This is a genomic window from Pimelobacter simplex (assembly GCF_024662235.1).
Lineage (GTDB): Bacteria > Actinomycetota > Actinomycetes > Propionibacteriales > Nocardioidaceae > Nocardioides.
This window is the reverse complement of sequence record NZ_CP096276.1, coordinates 43895-65693: the sequence shown is the minus strand read 5'-3', so window position 1 is coordinate 65693 and position 21799 is coordinate 43895. Positions and strand designations below refer to the sequence as shown.

Sequence of the window (21799 nt, the reverse complement as noted above, 5' to 3'; positions counted from 1 at the left end):
AGGCGGTAGTTCGGGTGGGCCAGGGAGCGGAATCGGGGGCTCGTGGGGACTCCTTCGGGGTCGGTCGGCTAGTCGGCTTCGGCGAGCCGTTGCAGGATCGGGGCCGCGCGGCGCAGGACGTCGCGCTCCTCGGGGGTCAGGTCGGCCAGGCGCTTGGAGAGCCAGCGGTCGCGGCGGGTGACGTCGGCCGCGACGACCGCGCGTCCCTCGTCGGTGATCCGTACGACGACCTGGCGGCCGTCGCTCGGGTGCGCGTGCCGCTCGACCAGCTCGGCGTCGGCCAGCGTGGTGACCGTCCGGGTCATGCTCGGCGGCTGCACCTGCTCGCGGCCCGCGAGCGCACCGACCGTGAGGTCGCCGTGCCGGTTGAGCGCGTAGAGCACCGCCATCGACGAGACGCTGAGGTCGTTGTCGGGGTGCCGCTCGCGGAACAGCCGGCGGCGCAGGCGCATCACCGCGAAGCGGAGCTCGGTGGCGAGCCCCGCATTGCTGCGCACGTGCTTCTCGAGGGTCGGCATATCGTTAGCATAAGTCATTACCTGAGGTAACTATTCCCGGCAGACCTCGCCGGGCCCGGCCGGCCGTCGTACGATCGCGGTGTGGAGCTCCGCGACGACCAGCCGACCCAGCACGAGTTCGGCAAGCGCACCTACCTGATCGCGCCCGTCGAGCCCCTCGACGTCGACGGTGTGCGGACGGTCCAGGTCGGGACCGCGCTGTTCCTCCTCGCCTTCGTCGGCCTGCTTCCGTTCTACGGCCGGCTCCAGGACGACGGCCACACCTGGCTGCTGTGGATGTGCCTGACCGGCGTCGGCCTCGGCGTCCTCGGCATCGAGTACTGCAAGCGCCGCCGCCAGGTCCGCGCCGAGCGCGCCACCGACGATGCCTGACCCGCTCCCCCCGACCCGCTGGGCCCTCGGCGGAGCGCGGAACACCGGCTACGGCGAGCGCTTCGCCGACCTCATCGCCCAGGGCGAGGACGTCGTCGGCGAGGGCCGGCTCGCGGACGCGCTCGTCGGCCGGGGCGCCCGGATCCTCGACGCCGGCTCCGGCATGGGCCGCATCGGCGGCTACCTCCACGCCTGCGGTCACCGGGTCACCGCGGCCGAGCCCGACCCCACGCTCGTGGCGCAGTCGCGGCGTACCTATCCGGGGCTGACGGTGGTCCCCCTCGAGATCCTCGCGCTCACCCCCGAGGCGCTCACCGGCGCGGGCGTCCCGACCGAGTACGACCTCGTCGTCTGCGTCGGCAACGTCCTGGCCTTCCTCGCCGAGGGCACCGAGGTGGCCGTGCTCGAGCGCCTCGGCTCACTGCTCGCCCCCGGCGGCCGGATCCTCGCCGGCTTCCACCTCCGGGGCGGCCCGGCGACGGCCCGCTCCTACCCGCCCGACGAGTTCGCCGCGGACGTCACCGCGGCGGGACTGCGGGTCGACCACCGGTTCGGCGGGTACGACCTGCGCCCGGTCGACGACCAGTACGCCGTCTGGGTGCTCGCGCGGGGCTGAGCGCTCAGAAGGTCTCGAGGTCGTCCAGGGACACGGTGTCGATGACCGGCGGGGCCGGCGGCTGCGGCTGCTGGCGCTTGGTCAGCCGGACCTCGGAGTGGCCGCCGCACCCGTGCTGGTGGGCGACGACCCGGCCGTCGTCGTTGGCGTCGCCGTTGGCGCACACGCCGAAGAGCTCGGAGAGCGGTCCGGACAGGCGGACCAGGAAGCCGCAGGAGTGGCAGTGGTGCGGCGCGGCCTTGGCGATGGGCGCGTCGGGGCCCGGCTCGCCGTCGTACCAGCGCTCGGCGGCGGCGTCGCGGCCCTCGGGCGAGAGCACCCGGACCCGGCCCAGGCCGAGGTCCTTGGCGACCGTGCGGATCTGGGCCTTGTCGTCGGTGTCGAGCGGGTCGTCCCCGAAGGAGTACGTCGGCACGAGCCGCGGGTCGTCGTCGGCGACGGGCAGCAGGTCGCCGGGCGACATGTCGCCGGGCTGGAGCCGGTCGCGGTAGGGCACCCACGCGGGGGCCACGATCGCCTCCGGGCCGGGCAGCAGCACGACCTCGACGACGGTGACCTTCTTCTGGCGCGAGGCGCGGGTCAGCGTGACCGCCCACTGCCAGCCGAGGTAGCCCTTGCGGCTGCAGTCGAACAGGTGGGTGACCACGCGCAGGCCGTCGGTCTGGTGACCGAGGTGCTCGCCCACGTCGGAGGCGTCGACCTCGTCGAGCAGCGCCGTGCGCGCCGTGTCGATGGCGTCGGCGATGACGGCGTCGGTCAGCTTGCGCTCGAGGGTGGACACGGGCACAGCATCCCCCATCGGGGCGACGATCGTCACGTCGGGGCGGCGCGCGGCACCTGTCGGGGCCACCAGGCAAGATAGGACGGGTGAGCAGCAACGGACCCGACCCGCGCCGTCCGGGGGCGCCATCCGGTCCACTGCCGGGCGCCGATCCGACCACCGAGCCGACGTCCGAGACCGGATCGGTCCGCGCCGCCAAGGCGACCGCGCGCGGGGTCAAGGGCGTGGCCCGGGTGACCGGGCGCGCGAGCAAGGCGACCGTCCGTACGGCGCGCAAGGCCGCCGGCGCCCAGGGAGCCGACCGGTCGGGCCTCAACCGGCTGATCGAGCTGCACGCCGCCAACGCCGCGGGCGACTCGGCCTTCGCGATCGCGCTGGCCGGCACCGTCTTCTTCGCGGGCGCGACGAGCGGCGAGCGCGGCCCGGTGCTGCTGTTCCTCGGCCTCACGATGGTCCCGTTCGCGGTCGTCGCGCCCCTGATCGGCCCCTTCCTCGATCGGTTCAGCCACGGTCGCCGCTGGGCGATCGGCGCGACCTTCGCGCTGCGCGCGTTCCTGTGCTGGGTGCTGGCCGGGACCCTCGCCAGCGGCTCGCCCTGGTTCTACGTCGCCGCGCTCGGCGTCCTCGTCTCCTCCAAGGCCTACGGCGTGGCCAAGGCCGCCGCCGTGCCCCGTCTCGTGCCGCCCGAGATCACCCTGGTCAAGGCCAACGGCCGGGTGGCGCTCGCCGGCGTGGTCGGCGCCTGCGTGTCCGGACCGCTCGCGGGCCTGGCGTTCTGGATCGGCCCGGAGTGGGCCTGCCGCTACGCGTTCGTCGTCTTCACCCTCGGTACGGTCGCCGCGATCCTGCTGCCCACCCGGATCGACGCGACCCAGGGCGAGGAGTCCGTCGACGCCCCGCGGGCCGACGGCAAGCGCCGCAGCAGCGGACTCCCCCCGAAGGTCGCCTTCGCGCTGCGCGCCAACTGCGGACCTCGGCTGCTGTCCGGCTTCCTGACCATGTTCATGACCTTCGTGCTGGCCACCGAGCCGCTCGACGGCTGGGAGACCAAGACCAAGTCGACCATCCTGGTCGGCCTGGTGATCGGTGCCGCCGGTCTCGGCAACACCCTCGGGATCGTCGTCGCCTCGCTCGCCCGCAAGATCAACCCCGCCGTGATGGTGGTCGTCGCGCTGATCGCCGACATCGCGGCCCTGGTGTTCGCGACGGTGCTCTACAGCCTGCTGCCGCTGCTCGTGCTCGGCCTGACCGTGGGCCTCATGCAGTACCTCGCCAAGGTCTCCCTCGACTCCACCATCCAGTCCGGCGTACCGGTGCGCGCCCACGCCAGCGCGTTCGCCAAGGGCGACACCACGCTCCAGCTGGCGTGGGTGATCGGCGGCTTCCTCGGCGTGATCCTGTCCTACCCCGCGATCAACGGCGTCGGGCTCGGCTTCGCGGCCGTCCTGCTGACGGCATGGGCCGTCTTCGTGCTGCGCACCTCGCCGACGCGACGCAAGAAGGAGCCGGCGCCGCCGGTCACGACCGGCGGCTGATCCGGCTCCCGCCGCCCACGCCGCGCACCGCGGAGGCTCAGCCCTCGAGCTCGTCGGCGAGCGCGCGCAGCAGCATCGCCACCGGCTGCGCCGTACGGCGGTCGGGGTGGCGACCGTGGCGGTAGGCCTCGCCCACGCCGTCGAGCAGGCGGATCAGGTCCTCGACGATCGGGACCATCTCCTCCGGCTTCTTGCGGCGCGCCTCCTTCTGGTTGCGCGAGACCGACGCCGGGGCGTCGACGAGGCGGACCTGGAGGGCCTGGTCGCCCCGGCGTCCCTGGGCGATGCCGAACTCGACCCGGGTCCCCGCCTTGAGGGTGGTCACGCCCTCGGGGAGCGCATCGGCGCGCACGTAGACGTCAGCCCCGTCGGGCTGGGAGAGGAAGCCGAAGCCCTTCTCCGCGTCGTACCACTTGACCTTGCCAGTAGGCACGGCTCTCGGCCCACCTCTCGTGTCGTCATCGGGAACGGCACATCGTAGGACATGCCGCATCGCCACCTATTCTCACGATCGTGGCAACCGAATTGATGCCGCCGGTGCTGCCGGCCCCGTCCCTGCCGATCCGGACCGAGCGCCTGGTGCTCCGGCTGGTCCGTCCCGACGACCGCGCCGCCATCGGCGCCTACTGCGCCGACCCCGAGGTGACCCGCTACCTGCCCTTCCCCGCCCTCGACGAGGACGGGCTCAGCACCCGCATGGAGCGCCTCGTCGCCGGCACCGCACCCTCGGCGACCGGCGAGATCCTCGCCCTGGCCGTCGAGCACGAGGGCGTCCTCGTCGGCGACCTGATGCTCCGGCTCACCACCGCGCACTCCCCCGAGTCCTCGCCCTCGATCGCCGAGCTGGGCTGGGTGTTCGCACCGGCGTACGCCGGGCGGGGGTTCGCCACCGAGTCCGCCGCGGCCCTGGTCGACCTCGCCTTCACCCACTACCCGCTGCACCGCCTGATGGCCCAGCTCGACCCGCGCAACCTGGCCTCGGCGCGGCTGTGCGAGCGGCTCGGGATGACGTTCGAGGCGCACACCCGCGAGGACTACGCCGAGCGCGCCGGCGGGTGGAGCGACACGGCCGTCTACGGCCTGCTCCGGCGGGAGTGGGAGGCGGGACGCTAGGTCGCGTGCCCTAGGCACTGGGCCCTAGGCCCGCTCGACCTTCATGCTGCGGTCGCCGAAGCGCACCACGTCGCCGGCCAGCAGCGTGCTCGGCCGGCCCGGCGTCAACGAGCGCGACATGCCCTGGCGCACGACGTAGGAGCCGTTGGTCGAGCCGCGGTCCATCACCACCAGCGCGCCGTCGGGCGCGACCTGGAACTGAGCGTGGGTCTTGGACAGCGACATGTCGCTGGACCGCAGCGGCACCACGTGCCGCACCGGCTCACCCGGGCGCGCCTCGGGACGCCGGCCGACCAGCGCCAGGCCCTCGACCTCGAACGCCTCACCGGTGTCGAACTCCACCCGCCAGCGCAGCACCGACACCGGGGCCTGGGCCGCGGCGGCGGCCGGGGTCTGGGCGGCGGGGTCGCCGGCGCGGGGGCGGACGCGGGTCTGCTCGGCGATCGGGGCTCCGGGGGCGCCGGGGGCTCCGGGCGGGGGTGCGCGGTGGGCTCCGGGGGGCGTGGACGGGGCGGGCGCCGGGGTCGGGGTCGGGTTCGGGGTCGGGTTCGGGGCCGCCGCTGGAGTCGGCGCCGGAGCCGGGACCGGGGCTGCGGCTGGGGCTGGGGCTGGGACCGGCACGGAGGTCGGCGTGGGCGTCGGGGTCGGCGTCGGGGTCGGAGTGTCCAGGACCGGCGCCGGCAGCAGCCGCATCGCGGTGAGGTTGACGACCTGCTGCGGCCGGGCGGCGACCTCGTCGACGTCGACCGGGACCGGACGCGGGCGGGCGTCGACCACGACCGCGTCGCCGATCCGGTCGTGGAGCGCGCGACGGCGTCCGTCCGGGTCCATGGCGGCGGTCCAGGCGAGGGTCGCCCAGCCCAGGCCCACCGTCGGCAGTCCGGCCACCCCGAGCACGATCGTCCGCCCGAGCGCCGCCGGCACCCCGATCGGACGCCCGCTGCTCTGCCGGACCACCCGGAGGCCGGCGAGCGCCTTGCCGGGCGTGCGCCCCGTCGTACCGAGGGCGAGGGCGAGGACCAGCCCCACCAGCACCAGCACCCCGGCGAACGCCAGCGCCGCGACGAGCACCCGGTCACTCAGCAACCAGGCCCCCGCGGCGGCCGCGGCCGCCAGTCCCCACCCGAGCACGCGGTCGACGAGGAAGGCGGTGAACCGCCGGTCCATCTCGGCCGGCGGGTCCAGGACGGCGCGGCCCGTGCCGGGTCCGCCGCCGAGGCCGGAGCCGGCAGCGACGGGCGGTGGGGCGAGGGACGACATGCGGGGCGCTCCGAGCGGCGAGGTGGTAGTGGGGTCGGTCAGGTCAGGGACGGGTCACCTGGATGGTGACCCCGTCGCCGAGGTTGATGATCGCGCCCGGGATGAGCTGGACCGCGATCCCCGGCTTGAGGTCCTCGGGCCCGAGCCCGGGCTGGACCAGCACGGTGCCGTTGGTCGAACCCATGTCGGTCACGACCGCCGTACCGAGGTCGGCGCCGGTGCCGGGCCGTACTTCCACGTGCGTCGACGAGATCTCGTGCAACCGGCTCGGCACCGTCACCAGCGTCGGCTGCTCGGTCGAGGTGAACCGCCGCGCCTCCGGAGCCCGCCCGATCAGCACCGCCCGGTCGACCACGATCGTCTGACCGTCGGACACGAGCAGCTTGGCGACCGGCTGGGTCACGGCCGGCACCTGCGGCTGTCCGGGGATCCCCGGTACGGGCGGCGCCGGCGGCTCACCGCCACCGGCCACGGTGTGGCCGTCGTGCTCCACCCCCGGAGCCGGGGGCGGCGGATAGGAACCGGTGACCGGCTCCCAGGAGCCGATCGGCAGCGGCGGGGCGTCGAGGGCGTCCGGTGCGTCCGGGAGGTCAGGGACATCGGAGGGGACGGGCACGGGCGGGATCGGCGGCGCGGGCGGCACCGGAGGAACCGGCGGCACCGACCCCGGTACGCCGGGCGGCGGGGGCGGGATCCATCCCGGCGGCGCGACCTCGGTGGCCCCGCCGACGCCCAGCGGCGGTACGGACGGCGTCGGCGGCTCGTCCAGCGGGCTGGGCTCGGCGCCCGGCTCGCTCCAGGGGGTGACCCAGCCGTCGGGGGCGGGCTCGGGGGCGGGCTCCGGCGCGGGCTCCGGCTGGTCGGGCTCGTCGGACACGACCGGGAGCGGGTCGGTCAGCGGATCGGCCTCGGGGTCGACAGCAACAGCAGCAGCGGCGGCGACCGGCTCGTCGTCGACGATCTCGAGGACCTCGGTGACCGGGCCGTCGTCCGCGACCGCGTCGATGGCAGCGTCCGGCACGACCTCGGGGACGACCTCGGGGACGACCTCGGGCTCAGCCTCGGGCGCGACCTCGGGTGCGGCCTCGGGTGCGGCCTCGGCGGCAACCTCGGGCTCGGCCAGCGGCGCCGCGGCGGCGGACGTACCGACCGCGACGGCCGAGGGGCGGTCGATCCGGCCGACCCGGACCAGGCCGGTGGCGATGGCGAAGTCCACGTCCGGCGGGGCGGCGGCGTCCTCGGACTCGGGCGGCAGGGTGATGGTGAGGGCGGTGACGTCCTCGACGGTGCGCTCGACCCAGGTGTGGCTGGCGGCGCCGTCGACGGTCACGGTCTCGCCCGGGCCGCCGGAGCCGCCCGAGCCCTCCGAACCGCCGGAGGTGACGGTGGCGACGACGCCCGTGCCGCGCAGGAGGAAGCGGGTGGGGCCGTCGGTGCTGGTGCTGACCAGGACGAAGCCGGGGATCCGGCTCAGGCCGGCGGCGAGGAGGCCGTCGAGGACCTCGTCGAAGCCGGCGCCTCCGTCGACGGTCGCCCAGAGGGCGACCACCTGGTCCTTCTGGGAGGCCGGCAAGACGATCGCGGCGTTGGTGCCGAACACGGCGAGCCAGGAGCCCGCGCGGTAGGACCAGGCTCCGGCGGCACTGGTGGCGCCGGTGGCCTCGGTGGCGCTGGTGGCGTCGGCGCTGGCGTTCTCGCTCATGGGAGTGCTCCCAACTTCTGCTCCAGACTCATCCGCTGGGCGGCCGAGTCGTACGGATCTTCGTGCGCCAATCCCACCACATCCACCACGACGGCAGTCGCGTTGTCGTGTCCCCCGGCGGCGACGGCGGCGGCGACGAGGGCGTCGGCGGCGTCGCGGGGGTCGTCGTGGCGGGCGAGGATCGCGGCCAGGGCGGCGTCGTCGACCATGCCGCTGACGCCGTCGGAGCACAGGACGAGGCGCTCGACCGCGGAGAGGGGAAGCAGGAAGTAGTCGGCCGCGCCGCTGACGTTGCTGGGCATCGCGGCGCCGCCGAGGGCGCGGGTGACGACATTGCGGCTGGGGTGGACGGCGGCGGCGGCCGGGGTGAGGCGGCCGGCGTCGACGAGCTCCTGGACGACGCTGTGGTCGACGCTGACCTGTTCGAGCTCGCCCTCGGAGAAGCGGTAGATCCGGGAGTCGCCGACGTTGGCGAGCAGCCAGCGGGGGCCGTCGGCGGACTCGACGAGGAGGGCGATCACGGCCGTCGTACCGGCGGCGAAGCCCTCGCCCGCGCCGGCCGCGCGCTGCTCGGCGTCGTAGGCGAGGAGGCGGTCCTGGACGGCCTGGAGCGTGGCGTCGACGACGGCGGTCCCGCGCTCGAGGTCGTAGCGGCCCTCGGCGAGGCGGGCGAACTCCTCGACGACGAAGGCGCTCGCGATGTCACCGCGATCGTGACCGCCCATGCCGTCGGCGACGACGAAGACGGGTGGGGCCGCGAGGTAGGCGTCCTCGTTGGCCTGGCGGACGAGTCCGACGTCCGTGGCGGCCCCGTGGTGGAGCTCGACGTGGGTCATGCGGCACGCGGCCCTGACCGCGTCGGTAGCGTGGTCCCCGTGGGAGCAGGCCCGAGCGGACACCGGTCACTGGCCGACCAGCTGAGGTCGTGGCCGGATGAGCGGATCCGACGCCTGCTCACGGAACGTCCCGACCTGGCCACCCCTGCCCCTCACGACTTCGGACAACTCGCTTCGCGCGCCGCGGTGAGGAGCTCGATCGCTCGCGCGCTCGACGGCCTCACCCGAGGCGAGCTTTCGGTGCTAGATGCCCTCGTGGTGGCCGGCCAAACCACCGATCCGGAACTCGTCGAGATCGTCCACGCCGAGCCCGGGTACGCCGCCGCGGTGCTGACCCGGCTGCGCGACCTCGCGCTCGCCTGGGACACCCCGGAGGGCCTGCGCCCGCTCAGCGGGATCTCCGACGCCCTCATCGGCGGCCGGGACGCCGGGGTCAGCGGGATCCGGCCGCGCACCGCCACCCCGCGAGCGCCCGAGGAGATCGCGGCGACCATCGCGGGTCTGCCCGAGGGCGCCCGCAAGCTGCTCGACCACGTCGTCGACGAGGGCGGCACGGCGAAGTCCGGCAGCGCCCGGATCGGCCTGGCTCCCGAGGACGCCGAGACGCCCGCCGAGCTGCTCATCGCGCTCCGGCTGCTCGTCCCCGGCGGCTCGCTGCTGCCCGGTCTGTTGGTCGTCCCCGGCGAGGTCGGGCTCGCCCTCCGCGGAGGCCGTACGACGACCGAGCCGGTCGACGTCGTCCCGGCCGTGGCCTCGGCCGAGCGCCCGTCCCGGCTCACCCTGAGCGCAGCGGCCGGCGCCGCCACCGACGTCGTACGACGTACCGAGCTGCTGCTCGAGTGGTGGGGCCACCGCCCCGCCGCCGCCCTGCGCACGACCGGGCTGGGCGTGCGCGAGCTGCGCGCCACCGCCGCCCACCTCCAGGTGAGCGAGAGCGAGGCCGCCCTGGTGATCGAGGTCGCCAGCGAGGCCGGCCTCCTCGGGACCCGCGCGGACGCCGACGGCAACCAGGTCTGGGTCCCGACCACCGAGTTCGACCGCTGGCGCGAGCTGCCGACCGCCGAGCGCTGGGCGCGCCTGGCCCAGGCCTGGCTGACCAGCCCTCGGCTGCCGTCGCTGGTCGGCGAGCGCGGCCCGGACCAGAAGCCCTGGAACGCGCTGACCCCCGAGCTGTCCGCGGCCGGGATGCCGGAGGCCAAGGCGATGGCCCTCGCTGCGCTCGCGGACCTGCCCGAGGGCCACGGGCTCGCCGCCGGGACCGGGCTGCCCTCGCTCGTCACCCGGCTCGCCTGGGAGCGCCCCCGCCGGCCCCGCACCCGGCCCGACCTCGTCGCGTGGGCGGTCGCCGAGGCGGCGGTCCTCGGCATCACGGGCGCCGAGACCCTGGCGCCGTATGCCGCACCACTGCTCGCCGGCGCCGACCCCGCACCGGCCCTGGCCGAGCTGCTGCCCCCGCCGGTCGACCACGTGCTCGTCCAGGCCGACCTCACCGCCGTCGCCCCCGGCCCGCTCGAGCCCGACCTCGCCCGGCAGCTCCAGCAGGTCGCCGACGTGGAGTCGCACGGCGCGGCGACCGTCTACCGCTTCACCCCCGACTCCGTACGACGGGCGCTCGACGCCGGCTGGACCGCGGCCGAGCTGCACGCGTTCGTCCTCGCCGCGTCCCGGACACCGATCCCCCAGCCGCTGAGCTACCTGATCGACGACGTGGTGCGCAGCTTCGGCCGGCTCCGCGTCGGCGTCGCCTCGTCGTTCGTCCGCTCCGAGGACGAGGCCGCGCTCGCCGCGCTCGAGAACCACCCCAAGGCCGCCGGGCTCGGTCTCCAGCGGATCGCGCCGACCGTCCTGGTCTCGACCGTGCCGATCGACGTCCTCCTCCCCCGGCTGCGCGAGCTCGGCGCCGCCCCCGTCGTCGAGGGACCCGACGGTGTGGTCCGGGTGGGCGCCGCCGAGGCCCTCCGGGCCCGCAGCCCCCGAACCCGCGAGGTCACCGACGCCGCCCGCGCCGCCGCCCGGCAGTCGGCCCAGGTGGTGGCCGCCGTGCAGACCCTGCGTGAGGGTGACGAGGCCGCCCGCAACCGGCCCGCCTCGGCGTCCCTGCCCGGAGGCGGGGTGCTCTCGGCCCTGCGCGACGCGATCGAGCGCCGGGGCACGGTCCTCATCGGGTTCACCGACAACCAGGGCGTCGTCGCCGAGCGCGCGATCCTCCCGCTGACCGTCGAGGGCGGTCAGCTCACCGCCCGCGACGCGGACGCCGACGCCGATGACCTCGATGCCGAGCGGCGCTATGCGGTGCACCGCATCAACCGGGTGGTGCCGACCGGCACGTAGACTCGTGCGGTGACCGACGGACCCCTGATCGTGCAGTCGGACAAGTCCCTGCTCCTCGAGGTGGACCACCCTCAAGCCGCCGAGTGCCGCAAGGCGATCGCCCCCTTCGCCGAGCTGGAGCGCTCCCCCGAGCACATCCACACCTACCGGCTCACCCCGCTGGGGCTCTGGAACGCCCGCGCCGCCGGCCACGACGCCGAGCAGGTGGTCGACACCCTGCTCGCCTTCTCGCGCTACCCCGTGCCGCACGCGCTGCTCGTCGACGTCGCCGAGACGATGGCCCGCTACGGCCGGCTCCGCCTGGAGAAGCACCCCACGCACGGCCTCGTCCTCGCCTCGACGGACCGTCCCGTGCTCGAGGAGGTGCTGCGGGCCAAGAAGATCGCCGGCATGCTCGGCAGCCGGATCGACGACGACACGGTCGCGGTGCATCCCTCGGAGCGTGGCAACCTCAAGCAGGCGCTGCTCAAGCTGGGCTGGCCGGCCGAGGACTACGCCGGCTACGTCGACGGCGAGGCCCACCAGATCGACCTCGCCGAGGACGGCTGGACGCTGCGCGACTACCAGCGCGACGCGGCCGAGTCGTTCTGGCATGGCGGCTCGGGCGTCGTCGTCCTGCCCTGCGGGGCCGGCAAGACGCTGGTCGGCGCGGCCGCGATGGCCCATGCCCAGGCGACCACGCTGATCCTGGTGACCAACACGGTGAGCGCTCGGCAGTGGAAGGACGAGCTGGTCCGCCGGACGTCGCTGACGCCCGACGAGATCGGCGAGTACTCCGGCACGGTCAAGGAGATCCGGCCGGTCACCATCGCGACGTACCAGGTCATCACGACCAAGCGGAAGGGCGTCTATCCGCACCTCGAGCTGTTCGACGCCCGCGACTGGGGCCTCATCGTGTACGACGAGGTGCACCTCCTCCCTGCTCCGATCTTCCGGATGACCGCCGACCTCCAGGCCCGCCGCCGGATCGGCCTGACCGCCACGCTGGTCCGCGAGGACGGCCGCGAGGGCGACGTGTTCTCGCTCATCGGCCCCAAGCGGTACGACGCCCCGTGGAAGGACATCGAGGCCCAGGGCTGGATCGCCCCCGCCGACTGCATCGAGGTACGGGTCTCGCTCCCCGACGCCTCGCGGATGACCTATGCGACCGCCGAGCCAGAGGAGCGCTACCGCCTCGCGGCCTGCACCCCCGAGAAGGTCGGCGTCGTGCGCGACCTCGTGGCCCGCCACGCCGGGCAGCCCACCTTGGTGATCGGCCAGTACCTGGAGCAGCTCGACGAGCTCGCGGCCGCCCTCGACGCTCCCGTGATCACCGGGCAGACCTCGGTCAAGGAGCGCCAGCGGCTCTTCGACGCCTTCCGCTCGGGCGAGCTCGGGCTGCTCGTGGTGTCGAAGGTCGCGAACTTCTCCATCGACCTGCCGACCGCCGAGGTCGCCATCCAGGTGTCGGGGTCGTTCGGCTCCCGCCAGGAGGAGGCCCAGCGCCTCGGCCGGCTGCTGCGCCCCGGGGAGCCCGGGCCCGACGGCGAGCGGAAGATCGCGCACTTCTACACGATCGTCGCGCGCGACACCGTCGACGCCGAGTTCGCCCAGAACCGGCAGCGGTTCCTGGCCGAGCAGGGCTACGCCTATCGGATCGTCGACGCCGGGGACGAGCTCGCCGGCCGCTGAGCCCGGCTCAGCGTCGGAGCCTCCCAGGGGCGACCCTGACCTCGAAGGGGACCCGCGCCACCCACTCCTCGTCGCCGGCCACCGCCGCGGCGGCGACGTAGGCGCCGTCGCGGAGGTCCCAGGCGGTCAGCGTGGCCTGGTCGCCCGCGACGTCGACGACCCAGTAGGCCGCGACGCCGGCCTGCTCGTAGACGCGCTTCTTGAGGCCGAGGTCGCGGTGTCGGGTGCTCGGGGAGAGCACCTCGACGGCCAGCAGCGGTGGGCCGGCCAGGCCGCGGTCGTCGACTGTCTCGGGATCGAGCACCAGGACGTCGGGCTGGACGACGGTGTGCTCGCTCAGCACGACGTCGAAGGGCGCCTGGGTCACCAGCAGGTGCTCGGGACAGGCCGTGTGGAGCGCGACGATCAGCCGGGTCACGGCGATCTGGTGATGCAGGGTCGGTGCGCCGGACACGACGATCTCACCCTCGATCAGCTCGTACCGGTTGCCGTCGTCGGGCATCCGGTCGAGGTCGTCGCGGGTGAGCATCGGGGTCGAACGGGCGGCCATGGTGGTCATGTTGCCTCACTCTCGGGAGCGTTTGAAGGTCCATGGAGCGAGGCTGTCGCGGATCGTCGATGAGCCCGAACGGGCCCGCGGCGCCTGGGGAGACCGCACACGGAGAAGGCCACCTGTGGATGACAGGTGGCCTTCTCCGGTGGGAGGGGGACGGAAGGGGCCGCGGCTCAGGCCGCTCAGGCCGCTTGGTGCCCCGGAACCGCGTCCGTGGTCGCGGTCGTGTCCGCGGCCGCGGTGGTGACCAGCGCCCGCTCGAGGATCTCGGTGACCACGCCGACCGGCGTGACGGTGAGCTGCTCGAGGATCTCGGCCGGGACGTCGTCCAGGTCGGGCCGGTTGCGCTCGGGGATGAACACCTCGGCCACGCCGGCCCGCTGGGCGGCGAGGAGCTTCTGCTTCACCCCGCCGATCGGGAGCACCCGACCGGAGAGCGTGACCTCGCCGGTCATCGCGATGTCGGAGCGCACCGGGCGACCGGTGAGCAGCGAGACCAATGCGGTGACCATGGTGACGCCGGCCGACGGCCCGTCCTTGGGTACGGCGCCCGCCGGGAAGTGCACGTGGATCGACTGCTCGAAGGCAGCGGCCGGGATGCCCAGCTCGGCGGCGTGCGAGCGCACCCACGAGAGCGCGATCCGCGCGGACTCCTTCATCACGTCGCCGAGCTGGCCCGTGACGGTGAGCCCCGCCTCGCCGGAGGCGACGGAGGTCTCGACGTAGAGGACGTCACCGCCCATGCCGGTGACCGCGAGGCCGGTGGCGACACCGGGCACCGAGGTCCGCTCCTCGACGTCGGGGGTGAACCGCGGCCGCCCGATGAGGTCCGTGAGCTGGTCGACGCCGATGTCGACGCGGTCGGACTCACCCGACGCGAGCCGCGCGGTCGCCTTGCGGAACGCCTTGGCCAGCAGCCGCTCGACCTGGCGTACGCCGGCCTCGCGGGTGTAGTTCGCCGCGATCTCGCGCAGCGCCTCGTCCGTGATGGTCACCTCGTCGGCCGACAGCGCGGCCCGCTCGAGCTGGCGCGGGACCAGGAAGTCGCGGGCGATCGCGACCTTGTCCTCCTCCGTGTAGCCGTCGATCGAGACCAGCTCCATGCGGTCGAGCAGGGCCGCCGGGATGGCGCCGACGTCGTTCGCCGTGGCGATGAACAGCACGTCGGACAGGTCCAGGTCGAGCTCGAGGTAATGGTCGCGGAAGGTGTGGTTCTGCGCGGGGTCGAGGACCTCGAGCAGGGCCGCCGCGGGGTCGCCGCGGTAGTCCGAGCCGACCTTGTCGACCTCGTCGAGGAGGACGACCGGGTTCATCGAGCCGGCCTCCTTGATCGCGCGGACGATGCGGCCGGGCAGCGCGCCGACGTACGTCCGGCGGTGACCGCGGATCTCGGCCTCGTCGCGGACCCCGCCGAGGGCGACGCGCACGAACTGACGGCCCAGGGACCGCGCGACCGACTCGCCGAGCGAGGTCTTGCCGACGCCCGGAGGTCCCGCCAGCAGGACGACGGCGCCGGAGCCCCGTCCGCCGACGACCTCGAGCCCGCGCTCGGCACGGCGCGCGCGGACGGCCAGGTACTCGGTGATCCGGTCCTTGACCTCGTCGAGCCCGTGGTGGTCGGCGTCGAGCACCGCGCGGGCCGCGGCGATGTCGTTGTCGTCCTCGGTCCGCACCGACCAGGGCAGGTCGAGGACGGTGTCGAGCCAGGTCCGGATCCAGCCGGCCTCGGGGTTCTGGTCGCTGGAGCGCTCCAGCTTGTCGACCTCGCGCAGCAGCGCCTCGCGGACGGCGTCCGGGACCTCGGCGGCCTCGATCCGGCTGCGGTAGTCGTCGCCGCCGTCGGGGTCACCCTCGCCGAGCTCCTTGCGGATGGCGGCGAGCTGCTGGCGCAGCAGGAACTCGCGCTGGGACTTCTCCAGCGACTCGCGCACCTCGGAGTCGATCTTGTCGCTGACCTCGGACTCGGCGACGTGCTCCCGGGTCCACTCGACGACCAGGCGCAGCCGGGCGACGACGTCGGCCGTCTCGAGCAGCTGTCGCTTGCGGTCGTCGGAGAGCCAGGGTGCGTAGCCCGCGGTGTCGGCCAGGGTCGCGGGGTCGTCGATCCGGGTGACGGTGTCGGCGACCTGCCACGCCTCGCGGCGCTGGAGGAGGCCGACCACGAGCGACTTGTACTCGTCGGCCAACGTGCGCGCCTCGTCGGTGATCGTGTCGGCCTCGACGGGCTCGACCTCGACCCACAGGGCCGCACCGGGTCCGGTGACACCGCTGCCGATGCGTGCTCGGCCGCCGGCCTTGAGCACGGCCGCGGGCGCGCCGCCGGAGAACCGGCCGACCTTCTCGACCGTGGCCACGACGCCGTACGACGCGTAGCGGTCCTCGAGCCGCGGAGCGACGAGGACCTGGGCGGTCTCACCGGACTCGCGGGCAGCAATCTGGGCGGCGTCGATGGCGGCTCGGGCGGGCTCGTCGAGCTCGACCCGGACCACCATCCCGGGGAGCACCACCACATCGGAGAGGAACAGCACCGGAAGCTGGATCGGGTTCGTCATGCACCGATCAATGCGCTGCCGGGGCCCGGTGTTCCGGCGTTCGCCAACGGCGAACCGGGGAACTCCTGCGCTCAGGCCCGCAGCGCCCGACAGTCCCGCTGGCCGAGGCCCACCGCGGCCCAGTCCCACCCCGGCGCACCGAGCGCCCGGGGCGCGAAAGCGGCCTCGATCTCGGCCGCCCACGCCTCGGTCGCGACCAGGTCGTCGGCCGCCGCGCCCGCCGCGCCCGCCGCGCGTCGCTCGGCGCGGCACGGGCCCTCCCTCCCCCCTCGGGACCGTGCCGGAAACCGTCCGGTCAGCCGCTGGTCGCGAGCGGCACGCCGAGCCGGCGGCGCAGGTCCGCGACGCTGATCCCCCACGTCTCCCGGACGACGACCGCGTCACCGCCGACCTCGAACACCCCGTGGTCGGTGTAGACCCGGCTCACGCAGCCCACGCCGGTGAGCGGATAGGTGCAGGCCGGGACGAGCTTGGGCGAGCCGTCCTTGCCGAAGAGCGACATCATCACGAGGACGTCCTTGGCGCCGATGGCGAGGTCCATCGCGCCACCCACGGCGGGGATCGCGCCGGGCTTGCCGGTGTGCCAGTTGGCGAGGTCGCCGTTGCCGGCGACCTGGTAGGCGCCGAGCACGCAGACGTCGAGGTGGCCGCCGCGCATCATCGCGAACGAGTCCGCGTGGTGGAAGTACGACGCTCCCGGCAGCTCGGTGACCGGCACCTTGCCGGCGTTGGTCAGGTCCGCGTCCACCTCGTCGCCGTGGGCCGCGGGGCCCATGCCGAGCATGCCGTTCTCGGTGTGCAGGACGACGCCGCGCTCGGCGGGCAGGTGGTCGGCGATCTTGGTGGGCTGGCCGATGCCGAGGTTCACGAAGGAGCCCTCGGGGATGTCGCGGGCGATGACCTCGGCGAGCTCGTCCATCGAGAGGGGGCCGCGGTCGAGGTGCTCGGCGGTGGTCATCGTGCTCCCTGGACGGTGTAGTGGCGGGCCTCGACGGCGACCACACGGTCGACGTAGATGGACGGGGTGACGACGGCCTCGGGGTCAAGCTCCCCCGTCGGTACGACGGCGCTCACCTGGACGATCGTGGTCGTGGCTGCGGCGGCCATCACCGGCCCGAAGTTCCGGGCGGTCTTGCGGTAGACGAGGTTGCCGAGCCGGTCGGCGCGGTGCGCGGAGATCAGCGCGTAGTCGCCCTTGATGGGGTGCTCCAGCAGGTACGGGCGCCCGTCGATCTCGCGCAGCTCCTTGCCCTCGGCGAGCGGCGTGCCGACGCCGGTGGGGCTGTAGAAGGCGCCGATCCCCGCGCCGGCGGCGCGCATCCGCTCGGCGAGGTTGCCCTGGGGGACGACCTCCAGCTCGATCCGGCCGGCGAGGTAGAGCTCGTCGAAGACGTAGGAGTCGGCCTGGCGCGGGAAGGAGCAGACGACCTTGCGCACCCGGCCGGCCTGGAGGAGCGCGGCGAGGCCGACCTCGCCGTTGCCGGCGTTGTTGGACACGATGGTCAGGTCCGTCGCGCCCTGGCGGATGAGGGCGTCGATGAGGTCGAAGGGCATGCCGGCGAGGCCGAATCCCCCCACCAGGACGGTCGATCCGTCCTCGATCCCGGCGACGGCCTCGTCCGCGGAGTCGAGGAACGACGTCCGCGCCATCAGCGGGCCCCCTCGTTCTCGAGGACGACGGCGAGGCCCTGGCCGACGCCGATGCAGATCGCCGCGACGCCCCAGCGCTCGTTGCGCTCGCGCAGCACCTGGGCGAGCGTCCCGACGATGCGGCCGCCGGACGCGCCGAGGGGGTGACCGAGGGCGATCGCGCCGCCGCGGGTGTTGACGATCTCGGGGTCGATCTTCCAGGCGTCGACGCAGGCCAGGGACTGCACCGCGAAGGCCTCGTTGAGCTCGACCGCGCCGACGTCGGACCAGGAGATGCCGGCCCGCGCGAGCGCCAGGTTCGCGGCCTCGACGGGGGCGTAGCCGAAGGCCTGGGGCTCCAGCGCGGAGGCGCCGCGACCCGCCACGCGGGCGACCGGGTCGGTGCCGATGAGGTCCGCGGCACCCGCCGAGCCGAGCAGGACGGCGGACGCGCCGTCGCTCAGGGGCGAGGCGTTGCCGGCGGTGATGGTGCCGTCCTTGCGGAAGACCGGCTTGAGGCCGGCCAGCGACTCCGGCGTGCTGCCGGCCCGGATGCTCTCGTCCCGGGGCAGGTCGACCCCGGCGACGGGCACCACGAGGTCGTCGTAGAAGCCGTCCTCCCAGGCCTGGTGGGCCCGCTGGTGCGAGCGGGCGGCGAAGGCGTCCTGCCGCTCGCGGGAGATGCCGAACCGCTCCTGCAGCTGCTCGTTCGCCTCGCCCAGGCTGACGGTCCACTCCGGCGGCATCGCCGGGTTGACCAGGCGCCAGCCGAGGGCGGTCGAGACGGCCGTGACGTCGCCCGCGGGGAACGCCCGCGACGGCTTGGGCAGCACCCAGGGTGCCCGGGTCATCGACTCGACGCCGCCGGTCAGGACGACGTCGGCGTCGCCGGTCTCGATCGTGCGCGAGCCGACGAGGACGGCGTCCAGGCTGGATCCGCAGAGCCGGTTGACCGTGGTCGCGGGGACGCTGACGGGCAGACCGGCCAGCAGGACCGCCATCCGGCCGACATTGCGGTTGTCCTCGCCGGCGCCGTTGGCGTTGCCCCAGACGACATCGCCGATCGCGGCCGGGTCGAGGCCGGGCGTCCGGGCCAGGGCGGCGCGGACGACCTCCGCGGCGAGGTCGTCGGGACGGAGGTCGGCCAGGCCGCCGTTGAACCTGCCGAACGGCGTACGGACCGCGGTGTAGACGTAGGCGCTCACGGTCCCGACGCTAGGGGGACGCCTTGATATTGTGAAGTATCAATATCGGACCCATCTGAGACGAGTTCAGATATGGATCTCCTGCGCCACCTACGCTACTTCGTGACCGTCGCCGAGGAACGGCACTTCGGTCGTGCCGCCGAGCGGCTGCACATGGCGCAACCGCCGCTCTCCCAGCAGATCCGGCGCCTGGAGGCCGAGCTGGGCGTGGACCTCTTCGTGCGCACCACCCGCCGGGTCGACCTGACCGAGGCCGGGACGGCGTACCTCGAGCGGGCCCGGGCGATCCTCGGCTCGGTCGACGACGCCGCCGAGGAGGCCCGGCGGGTCGCGGCCGGCGTCGTCGGGCGGCTCGCGATCGGGTGCGTCGGATCGGCGACGTACAGCCTGCTCCCGGACCTCTCCCGGCGCCTGGCCGAGGAGCTGCCCGGCGTCGACTTCGCGTTCCGCGGCGAGATGCTCGTCGCCGACCAGGTCGAGGCGCTGCGCGCAGGCGCGATCGACATCGCACTGCTCCGCCCGACCGACGACGACGCCGGGCTGACCGTCACCCGCCTGCGCGAGGAGCGGCTGGTCGTGGCGGTGCCCGCCGGGCACCGGCTCGCGGCCAAGCGGCAGGTCCGGGTCGCCGACCTCGCGGGCGTCGACCTGATCGTGCACGCGGCCGCCCGCCGCTCCGTCATGTACGACGTCGTGCGCGACCTGTTCGCCGAGGCCGGCGTCGCGCCGCGGATCCGGCACGAGGTCGGCGAGACCTCCACGCTGGTGACGCTGGTGGCGGGCGGGCTCGGCGCGGCCGTCGTACCGGAGCCGGTGGGGGCGCTGGCCCTCGCGGGGGTCGTCTACCGCCCGCTCGTGCGGCCCGTCCGCTCGGTCGAGCTCACCGCGGCGCACCGGGCCGAGCGCACCGAGCCGCACCTGCACCGCACGCTGGCGGTGCTCACCGAGCTGGTGCGGAGGGGCCGCTGATTCATAATCTGGAGTTATGAATCAGCGAACTATTGGTCTTTGTGTTTCTGGATCCCTCGGATCTAGCGTGAAACAGCCGCGTGACGACCGCCACACCGGCTCGACGCCCCCGAGGAGGTGAGCATGGACCTCAAGCAGCTGCGCTACTTCGACGCCGTCGCCGAGACCTGCCACTTCGGCCAGGCCGCCGAGCGCCTCCACCTGGCCCAGCCGGCCCTCTCCCAGGCGATCCGGCGGCTGGAGGCCGAGCTCGGCGTGCTGCTCCTCGCGCGCACCACCCGCCAGGTCGCGCTCACCCCGGCCGGCGAGTTCTTCCACCGCGAGGTGCGCCGGATCCTCGGCGACCTCGACGCCTCGGTCCTGGGCGCCCGGAGCATCGCCGAGGGCAGCCGCGGGCTGCTCCGGGTCGGCTTCACCGGCACCAGCGCGTTCACCCAGCTCGCCCGGCTCTCCCGGATGATCCGCGCGGCGCTGCCTGGCGTCGTCCTGGAGGTGCAGGCCGACCTGCTCACCCCCGCCCAGGTGGAACGGCTGCTCGACGGGCGGCTCGACCTCGGCGTGCTGCGCGGACCGGTCGCCGAGCCCGGCATCGAGACCCGCACGCTCCTGCAGGAGCCGCTCGTGCTCGCCCTGCCGGCCGACCACCGGCTCGTGCCCGAGCCGGCGCTCGAGGTCGTCGACGTCTCCGCCGACGAGTTCGTGGCCTATGCCGACACCCGCTCGGCGGTCAACGAGGCGATGCTCTCCAGCTGCCGCCGGGCCGGCTTCTCCCCCAACATCACCCACCGCGCGCCGGGCACGGCCGCGCTGCTGGCCCTGGTCGCGGCCCACCTCGGCGTCGCCCTCGTCCCCGAGTCGGTGCGCAGCATGCAGCTCAAGGGCGTCGTGTTCCGCGACGTCGCCGGGGCCGCGAGCATCGACCTCTCCCTGGCCTGGCGGGCCGGAGAGCCGTCGGCGCTGGTCACCGGCGCGCTCGACGTCCTCGACCGCGACGGCTTCTTCTCCCCGCACCCCTCCCCCACGAGCTGAGGACCCCGTGAAGATCACCGCGATCGAGGCGATCCCGTTCCGGATCCCCTACGTCAAGCCGCTGAAGTTCGCCAGCGGCGAGGTGCACGTCGCCGACCACGTGCTGGTCCGCGTCCGCACCGACGACGGGATCGTCGGTGTCGCCGAGGCCCCGCCGCGGCCGTTCACCTACGGCGAGACGCAGCGCGGCATCATCGCGGTGATCGAGACGATCTTCGCCCCCCAGCTGGTCGGTCTCTCGCTGACCGACCGGGAGCAGATGGCGGCCCTGCTGGGCCGCACGGTCGGCAACCCGACCGCCAAGGCCGCGATCGACATGGCGGTGTGGGACGCGCTCGGCCGCACCCTCGGGCTCACCGTGACCGAGCTGCTAGGCGGCTACACCGACCGGATGCGCGTCTCGCACATGCTCGGCTTCGACCAGCCCGGGGCGATGGTCGACGAGGCCGAGCGGATGCGCGACGTCCACGGCATCACGACGTTCAAGGTCAAGGTCGGCCGGCGTCCCGCGGCGCTCGACGTGGCCGTGGTCCGGGCACTGCGCGAGGGTCTGGGCCCCGACGTCGTCCTGTACGTCGACGGCAACCGCGGCTGGACGGCCTCGGAGTCCGCGCGGGCGATGCGCCAGATGGCCGACCTGGACCTGGCCTTCGCCGAGGAGCTCAGCCCGGCCGACGACGTGCTGGGCCGGCGCTGGCTGGTGCAGCAGCTCGACGTCCCCTTCATCGCCGACGAGTCCGCCACGACGCCCGCCGAGGTCACCCGCGAGGTGCTCGGCGGCGCGGCGACGGCTCTCTCGATCAAGACCGCGCGCACCGGCTTCTCCGGCTCGCAGCGGGTGCTCCACCTCGCCGAGGGACTCGGCCTCGAGGTGGTCATGGGCAACCAGATCGACGGCCAGCTCGGCTCGATCTGCACCGTGGCGTTCGGGGCGGCGCACCAGCGCACCACCCTGCACGCCGGCGAGCTGTCGAACTTCCTCGACATGAGCGACGACCTGCTCACCGAGCCGCTCCGCATCGAGAACGGCGAGCTCGCCCTCCGACCCGGCGCCGGGCTCGGCGTCGACATCGACGAAGACAAGCTTCGCCGCTACCGCACCGACTCCTGAGCCGCAGCAGCACCGC

At 74.2% G+C, this 21799-nt stretch carries 20 protein-coding genes; 9 read left to right on the top strand and 11 right to left on the bottom strand.

Translation table 11 applies throughout. The features are described 5' to 3' along the window. Nucleotides 1–68: 68 nt before the first annotated feature. Nucleotides 69–518: a MarR family winged helix-turn-helix transcriptional regulator gene (locus tag M0M48_RS00340; RefSeq protein ID WP_252372827.1), complete on the bottom strand. Its 450-nt coding sequence runs from the start codon at nucleotides 516–518 to the stop codon at nucleotides 69–71. 81 nt (nucleotides 519–599) lie between these two features. Between M0M48_RS00340 and M0M48_RS00335 the strand changes: the two genes are divergently transcribed. Together M0M48_RS00335 and M0M48_RS00330 are read left to right on the top strand one after the other, a co-directional pair. Continuing rightward, entirely contained in the window at nucleotides 600–890 is a 291-nt protein-coding gene (locus M0M48_RS00335; RefSeq protein ID WP_257753951.1) for a DUF2530 domain-containing protein, read from the top strand. Then, nucleotides 883–1506: a class I SAM-dependent methyltransferase gene (locus M0M48_RS00330; protein WP_257753950.1), complete on the top strand. Its 624-nt coding sequence runs from the start codon at nucleotides 883–885 to the stop codon at nucleotides 1504–1506. Before M0M48_RS00335 ends, M0M48_RS00330 begins: the two co-directional genes overlap by 8 nt. Before the next feature lie 4 nt (nucleotides 1507–1510). On the opposite strand, the gene M0M48_RS00325 is transcribed toward M0M48_RS00330, so the two are convergent. Then, nucleotides 1511–2287, bottom strand: a complete 777-nt coding sequence (locus M0M48_RS00325; RefSeq protein ID WP_257753949.1) for a DUF3027 domain-containing protein — start codon at nucleotides 2285–2287, stop codon at nucleotides 1511–1513. Nucleotides 2288–2373: 86 nt separating this feature from the next. Between M0M48_RS00325 and M0M48_RS00320 the strand changes: the two genes are divergently transcribed. Next, nucleotides 2374–3822 (top strand): MFS transporter, encoded by a 1449-nt coding sequence (locus M0M48_RS00320; RefSeq protein ID WP_257753948.1) that lies wholly within the window; start codon nucleotides 2374–2376, stop codon nucleotides 3820–3822. A 37-nt stretch (nucleotides 3823–3859) separates the two neighbouring features. Here M0M48_RS00320 and M0M48_RS00315 read toward each other — a convergent pair whose 3' ends face one another. Next, nucleotides 3860–4255, bottom strand: a complete 396-nt coding sequence (locus tag M0M48_RS00315; protein WP_038677262.1) for a cold-shock protein — start codon at nucleotides 4253–4255, stop codon at nucleotides 3860–3862. Between the two features lie 80 nt (nucleotides 4256–4335). Here M0M48_RS00315 and M0M48_RS00310 point away from each other — a divergent pair, with 80 nt between their 5' ends. Further along, nucleotides 4336–4935 (top strand): GNAT family N-acetyltransferase, encoded by a 600-nt coding sequence (locus M0M48_RS00310; RefSeq protein WP_215813191.1) that lies wholly within the window; start codon nucleotides 4336–4338, stop codon nucleotides 4933–4935. Between the two features lie 24 nt (nucleotides 4936–4959). Here M0M48_RS00310 and M0M48_RS00305 read toward each other — a convergent pair whose 3' ends face one another. The 3 genes from M0M48_RS00305 to M0M48_RS00295 are packed head-to-tail and all read right to left on the bottom strand — an operon-like array spanning nucleotide 4960 to nucleotide 8733. After that, nucleotides 4960–6195, bottom strand: a complete 1236-nt coding sequence (locus tag M0M48_RS00305; protein WP_257753947.1) for an RDD family protein — start codon at nucleotides 6193–6195, stop codon at nucleotides 4960–4962. Between the two features lie 43 nt (nucleotides 6196–6238). After that, nucleotides 6239–7897, bottom strand: coding sequence for a hypothetical protein (locus tag M0M48_RS00300; protein WP_257753946.1), 1659 nt, complete (start codon nucleotides 7895–7897; stop codon nucleotides 6239–6241). Beyond that, on the bottom strand, nucleotides 7894–8733 hold the full coding sequence (locus tag M0M48_RS00295; protein WP_215813194.1) for a PP2C family protein-serine/threonine phosphatase: 840 nt from the start codon (nucleotides 8731–8733) through the stop codon (nucleotides 7894–7896). Before M0M48_RS00295 ends, M0M48_RS00300 begins: the two co-directional genes overlap by 4 nt. A gap of 240 nt (nucleotides 8734–8973) precedes the next feature. On the opposite strand from M0M48_RS00295, the gene M0M48_RS00290 reads away from it, so the two are divergent. Beyond that, nucleotides 8974–11064, top strand: coding sequence for a helicase-associated domain-containing protein (locus tag M0M48_RS00290; RefSeq protein WP_257753945.1), 2091 nt, complete (start codon nucleotides 8974–8976; stop codon nucleotides 11062–11064). 9 nt (nucleotides 11065–11073) lie between these two features. Then, a complete protein-coding gene (locus tag M0M48_RS00285; protein WP_257753944.1) occupies nucleotides 11074–12735 on the top strand; it encodes a DNA repair helicase XPB in 1662 nt (553 codons plus the stop codon). Between the two features lie 7 nt (nucleotides 12736–12742). On the opposite strand, the gene M0M48_RS00280 is transcribed toward M0M48_RS00285, so the two are convergent. From M0M48_RS00280 to M0M48_RS00260, 5 genes are all read right to left on the bottom strand, one after another. Next, nucleotides 12743–13285 (bottom strand): Uma2 family endonuclease, encoded by a 543-nt coding sequence (locus M0M48_RS00280; RefSeq protein ID WP_257753943.1) that lies wholly within the window; start codon nucleotides 13283–13285, stop codon nucleotides 12743–12745. A 185-nt stretch (nucleotides 13286–13470) separates the two neighbouring features. Then, the gene (gene lon / locus M0M48_RS00275) at nucleotides 13471–15840 is read right to left on the bottom strand and encodes an endopeptidase La (protein WP_257753942.1); all 2370 of its coding nucleotides are present in this window, start codon (nucleotides 15838–15840) and stop codon (nucleotides 13471–13473) included. Between the two features lie 295 nt (nucleotides 15841–16135). Continuing rightward, the gene (locus M0M48_RS00270; protein WP_257753941.1) at nucleotides 16136–16798 is read right to left on the bottom strand and encodes a 3-oxoacid CoA-transferase subunit B; all 663 of its coding nucleotides are present in this window, start codon (nucleotides 16796–16798) and stop codon (nucleotides 16136–16138) included. Further along, the gene (locus tag M0M48_RS00265) at nucleotides 16795–17490 is read right to left on the bottom strand and encodes a 3-oxoacid CoA-transferase subunit A (RefSeq protein ID WP_257753940.1); all 696 of its coding nucleotides are present in this window, start codon (nucleotides 17488–17490) and stop codon (nucleotides 16795–16797) included. Before M0M48_RS00265 ends, M0M48_RS00270 begins: the two co-directional genes overlap by 4 nt. Next, nucleotides 17490–18674 (bottom strand): thiolase family protein, encoded by a 1185-nt coding sequence (locus M0M48_RS00260; protein WP_257753939.1) that lies wholly within the window; start codon nucleotides 18672–18674, stop codon nucleotides 17490–17492. The genes M0M48_RS00265 and M0M48_RS00260 overlap by 1 nt, the downstream gene beginning before the upstream one ends. A gap of 72 nt (nucleotides 18675–18746) precedes the next feature. Between M0M48_RS00260 and M0M48_RS00255 the strand changes: the two genes are divergently transcribed. From M0M48_RS00255 to M0M48_RS00245, 3 genes are all read left to right on the top strand, one after another. Then, a complete protein-coding gene (locus M0M48_RS00255; RefSeq protein ID WP_215813202.1) occupies nucleotides 18747–19643 on the top strand; it encodes a LysR family transcriptional regulator in 897 nt (298 codons plus the stop codon). Nucleotides 19644–19766: 123 nt separating this feature from the next. Next, entirely contained in the window at nucleotides 19767–20672 is a 906-nt protein-coding gene (locus M0M48_RS00250) for a LysR substrate-binding domain-containing protein (protein WP_257753937.1), read from the top strand. A 7-nt stretch (nucleotides 20673–20679) separates the two neighbouring features. Next, nucleotides 20680–21783, top strand: coding sequence for a mandelate racemase/muconate lactonizing enzyme family protein (locus M0M48_RS00245; RefSeq protein WP_215813204.1), 1104 nt, complete (start codon nucleotides 20680–20682; stop codon nucleotides 21781–21783). Nucleotides 21784–21799 lie beyond the last annotated feature (16 nt).

What these genes read in the sequence shown, in the direction of transcription:
- M0M48_RS00340 (WP_252372827.1), bottom strand. Translation starts at nt 518, where the DNA reads ATGCCGACCCTCGAGAAGCACGTGCGCAGCAATGCGGGGCTCGCCACC.
- M0M48_RS00330 (WP_257753950.1), top strand. Translation starts at nt 883, where the DNA reads ATGCCTGACCCGCTCCCCCCGACCCGCTGGGCCCTCGGCGGAGCGCGG.
- M0M48_RS00305 (WP_257753947.1), bottom strand. Translation starts at nt 6,195, where the DNA reads ATGTCGTCCCTCGCCCCACCGCCCGTCGCTGCCGGCTCCGGCCTCGGC.
- M0M48_RS00300 (WP_257753946.1), bottom strand. Translation starts at nt 7,897, where the DNA reads ATGAGCGAGAACGCCAGCGCCGACGCCACCAGCGCCACCGAGGCCACC.
- M0M48_RS00295 (WP_215813194.1), bottom strand. Translation starts at nt 8,733, where the DNA reads ATGACCCACGTCGAGCTCCACCACGGGGCCGCCACGGACGTCGGACTC.
- M0M48_RS00280 (WP_257753943.1), bottom strand. Translation starts at nt 13,285, where the DNA reads ATGGCCGCCCGTTCGACCCCGATGCTCACCCGCGACGACCTCGACCGG.
- lon (WP_257753942.1), bottom strand. Translation starts at nt 15,840, where the DNA reads ATGACGAACCCGATCCAGCTTCCGGTGCTGTTCCTCTCCGATGTGGTG.
- M0M48_RS00270 (WP_257753941.1), bottom strand. Translation starts at nt 16,798, where the DNA reads ATGACCACCGCCGAGCACCTCGACCGCGGCCCCCTCTCGATGGACGAG.
- M0M48_RS00265 (WP_257753940.1), bottom strand. Translation starts at nt 17,490, where the DNA reads ATGGCGCGGACGTCGTTCCTCGACTCCGCGGACGAGGCCGTCGCCGGG.
- M0M48_RS00255 (WP_215813202.1), top strand. Translation starts at nt 18,747, where the DNA reads ATGGATCTCCTGCGCCACCTACGCTACTTCGTGACCGTCGCCGAGGAA.
- M0M48_RS00250 (WP_257753937.1), top strand. Translation starts at nt 19,767, where the DNA reads ATGGACCTCAAGCAGCTGCGCTACTTCGACGCCGTCGCCGAGACCTGC.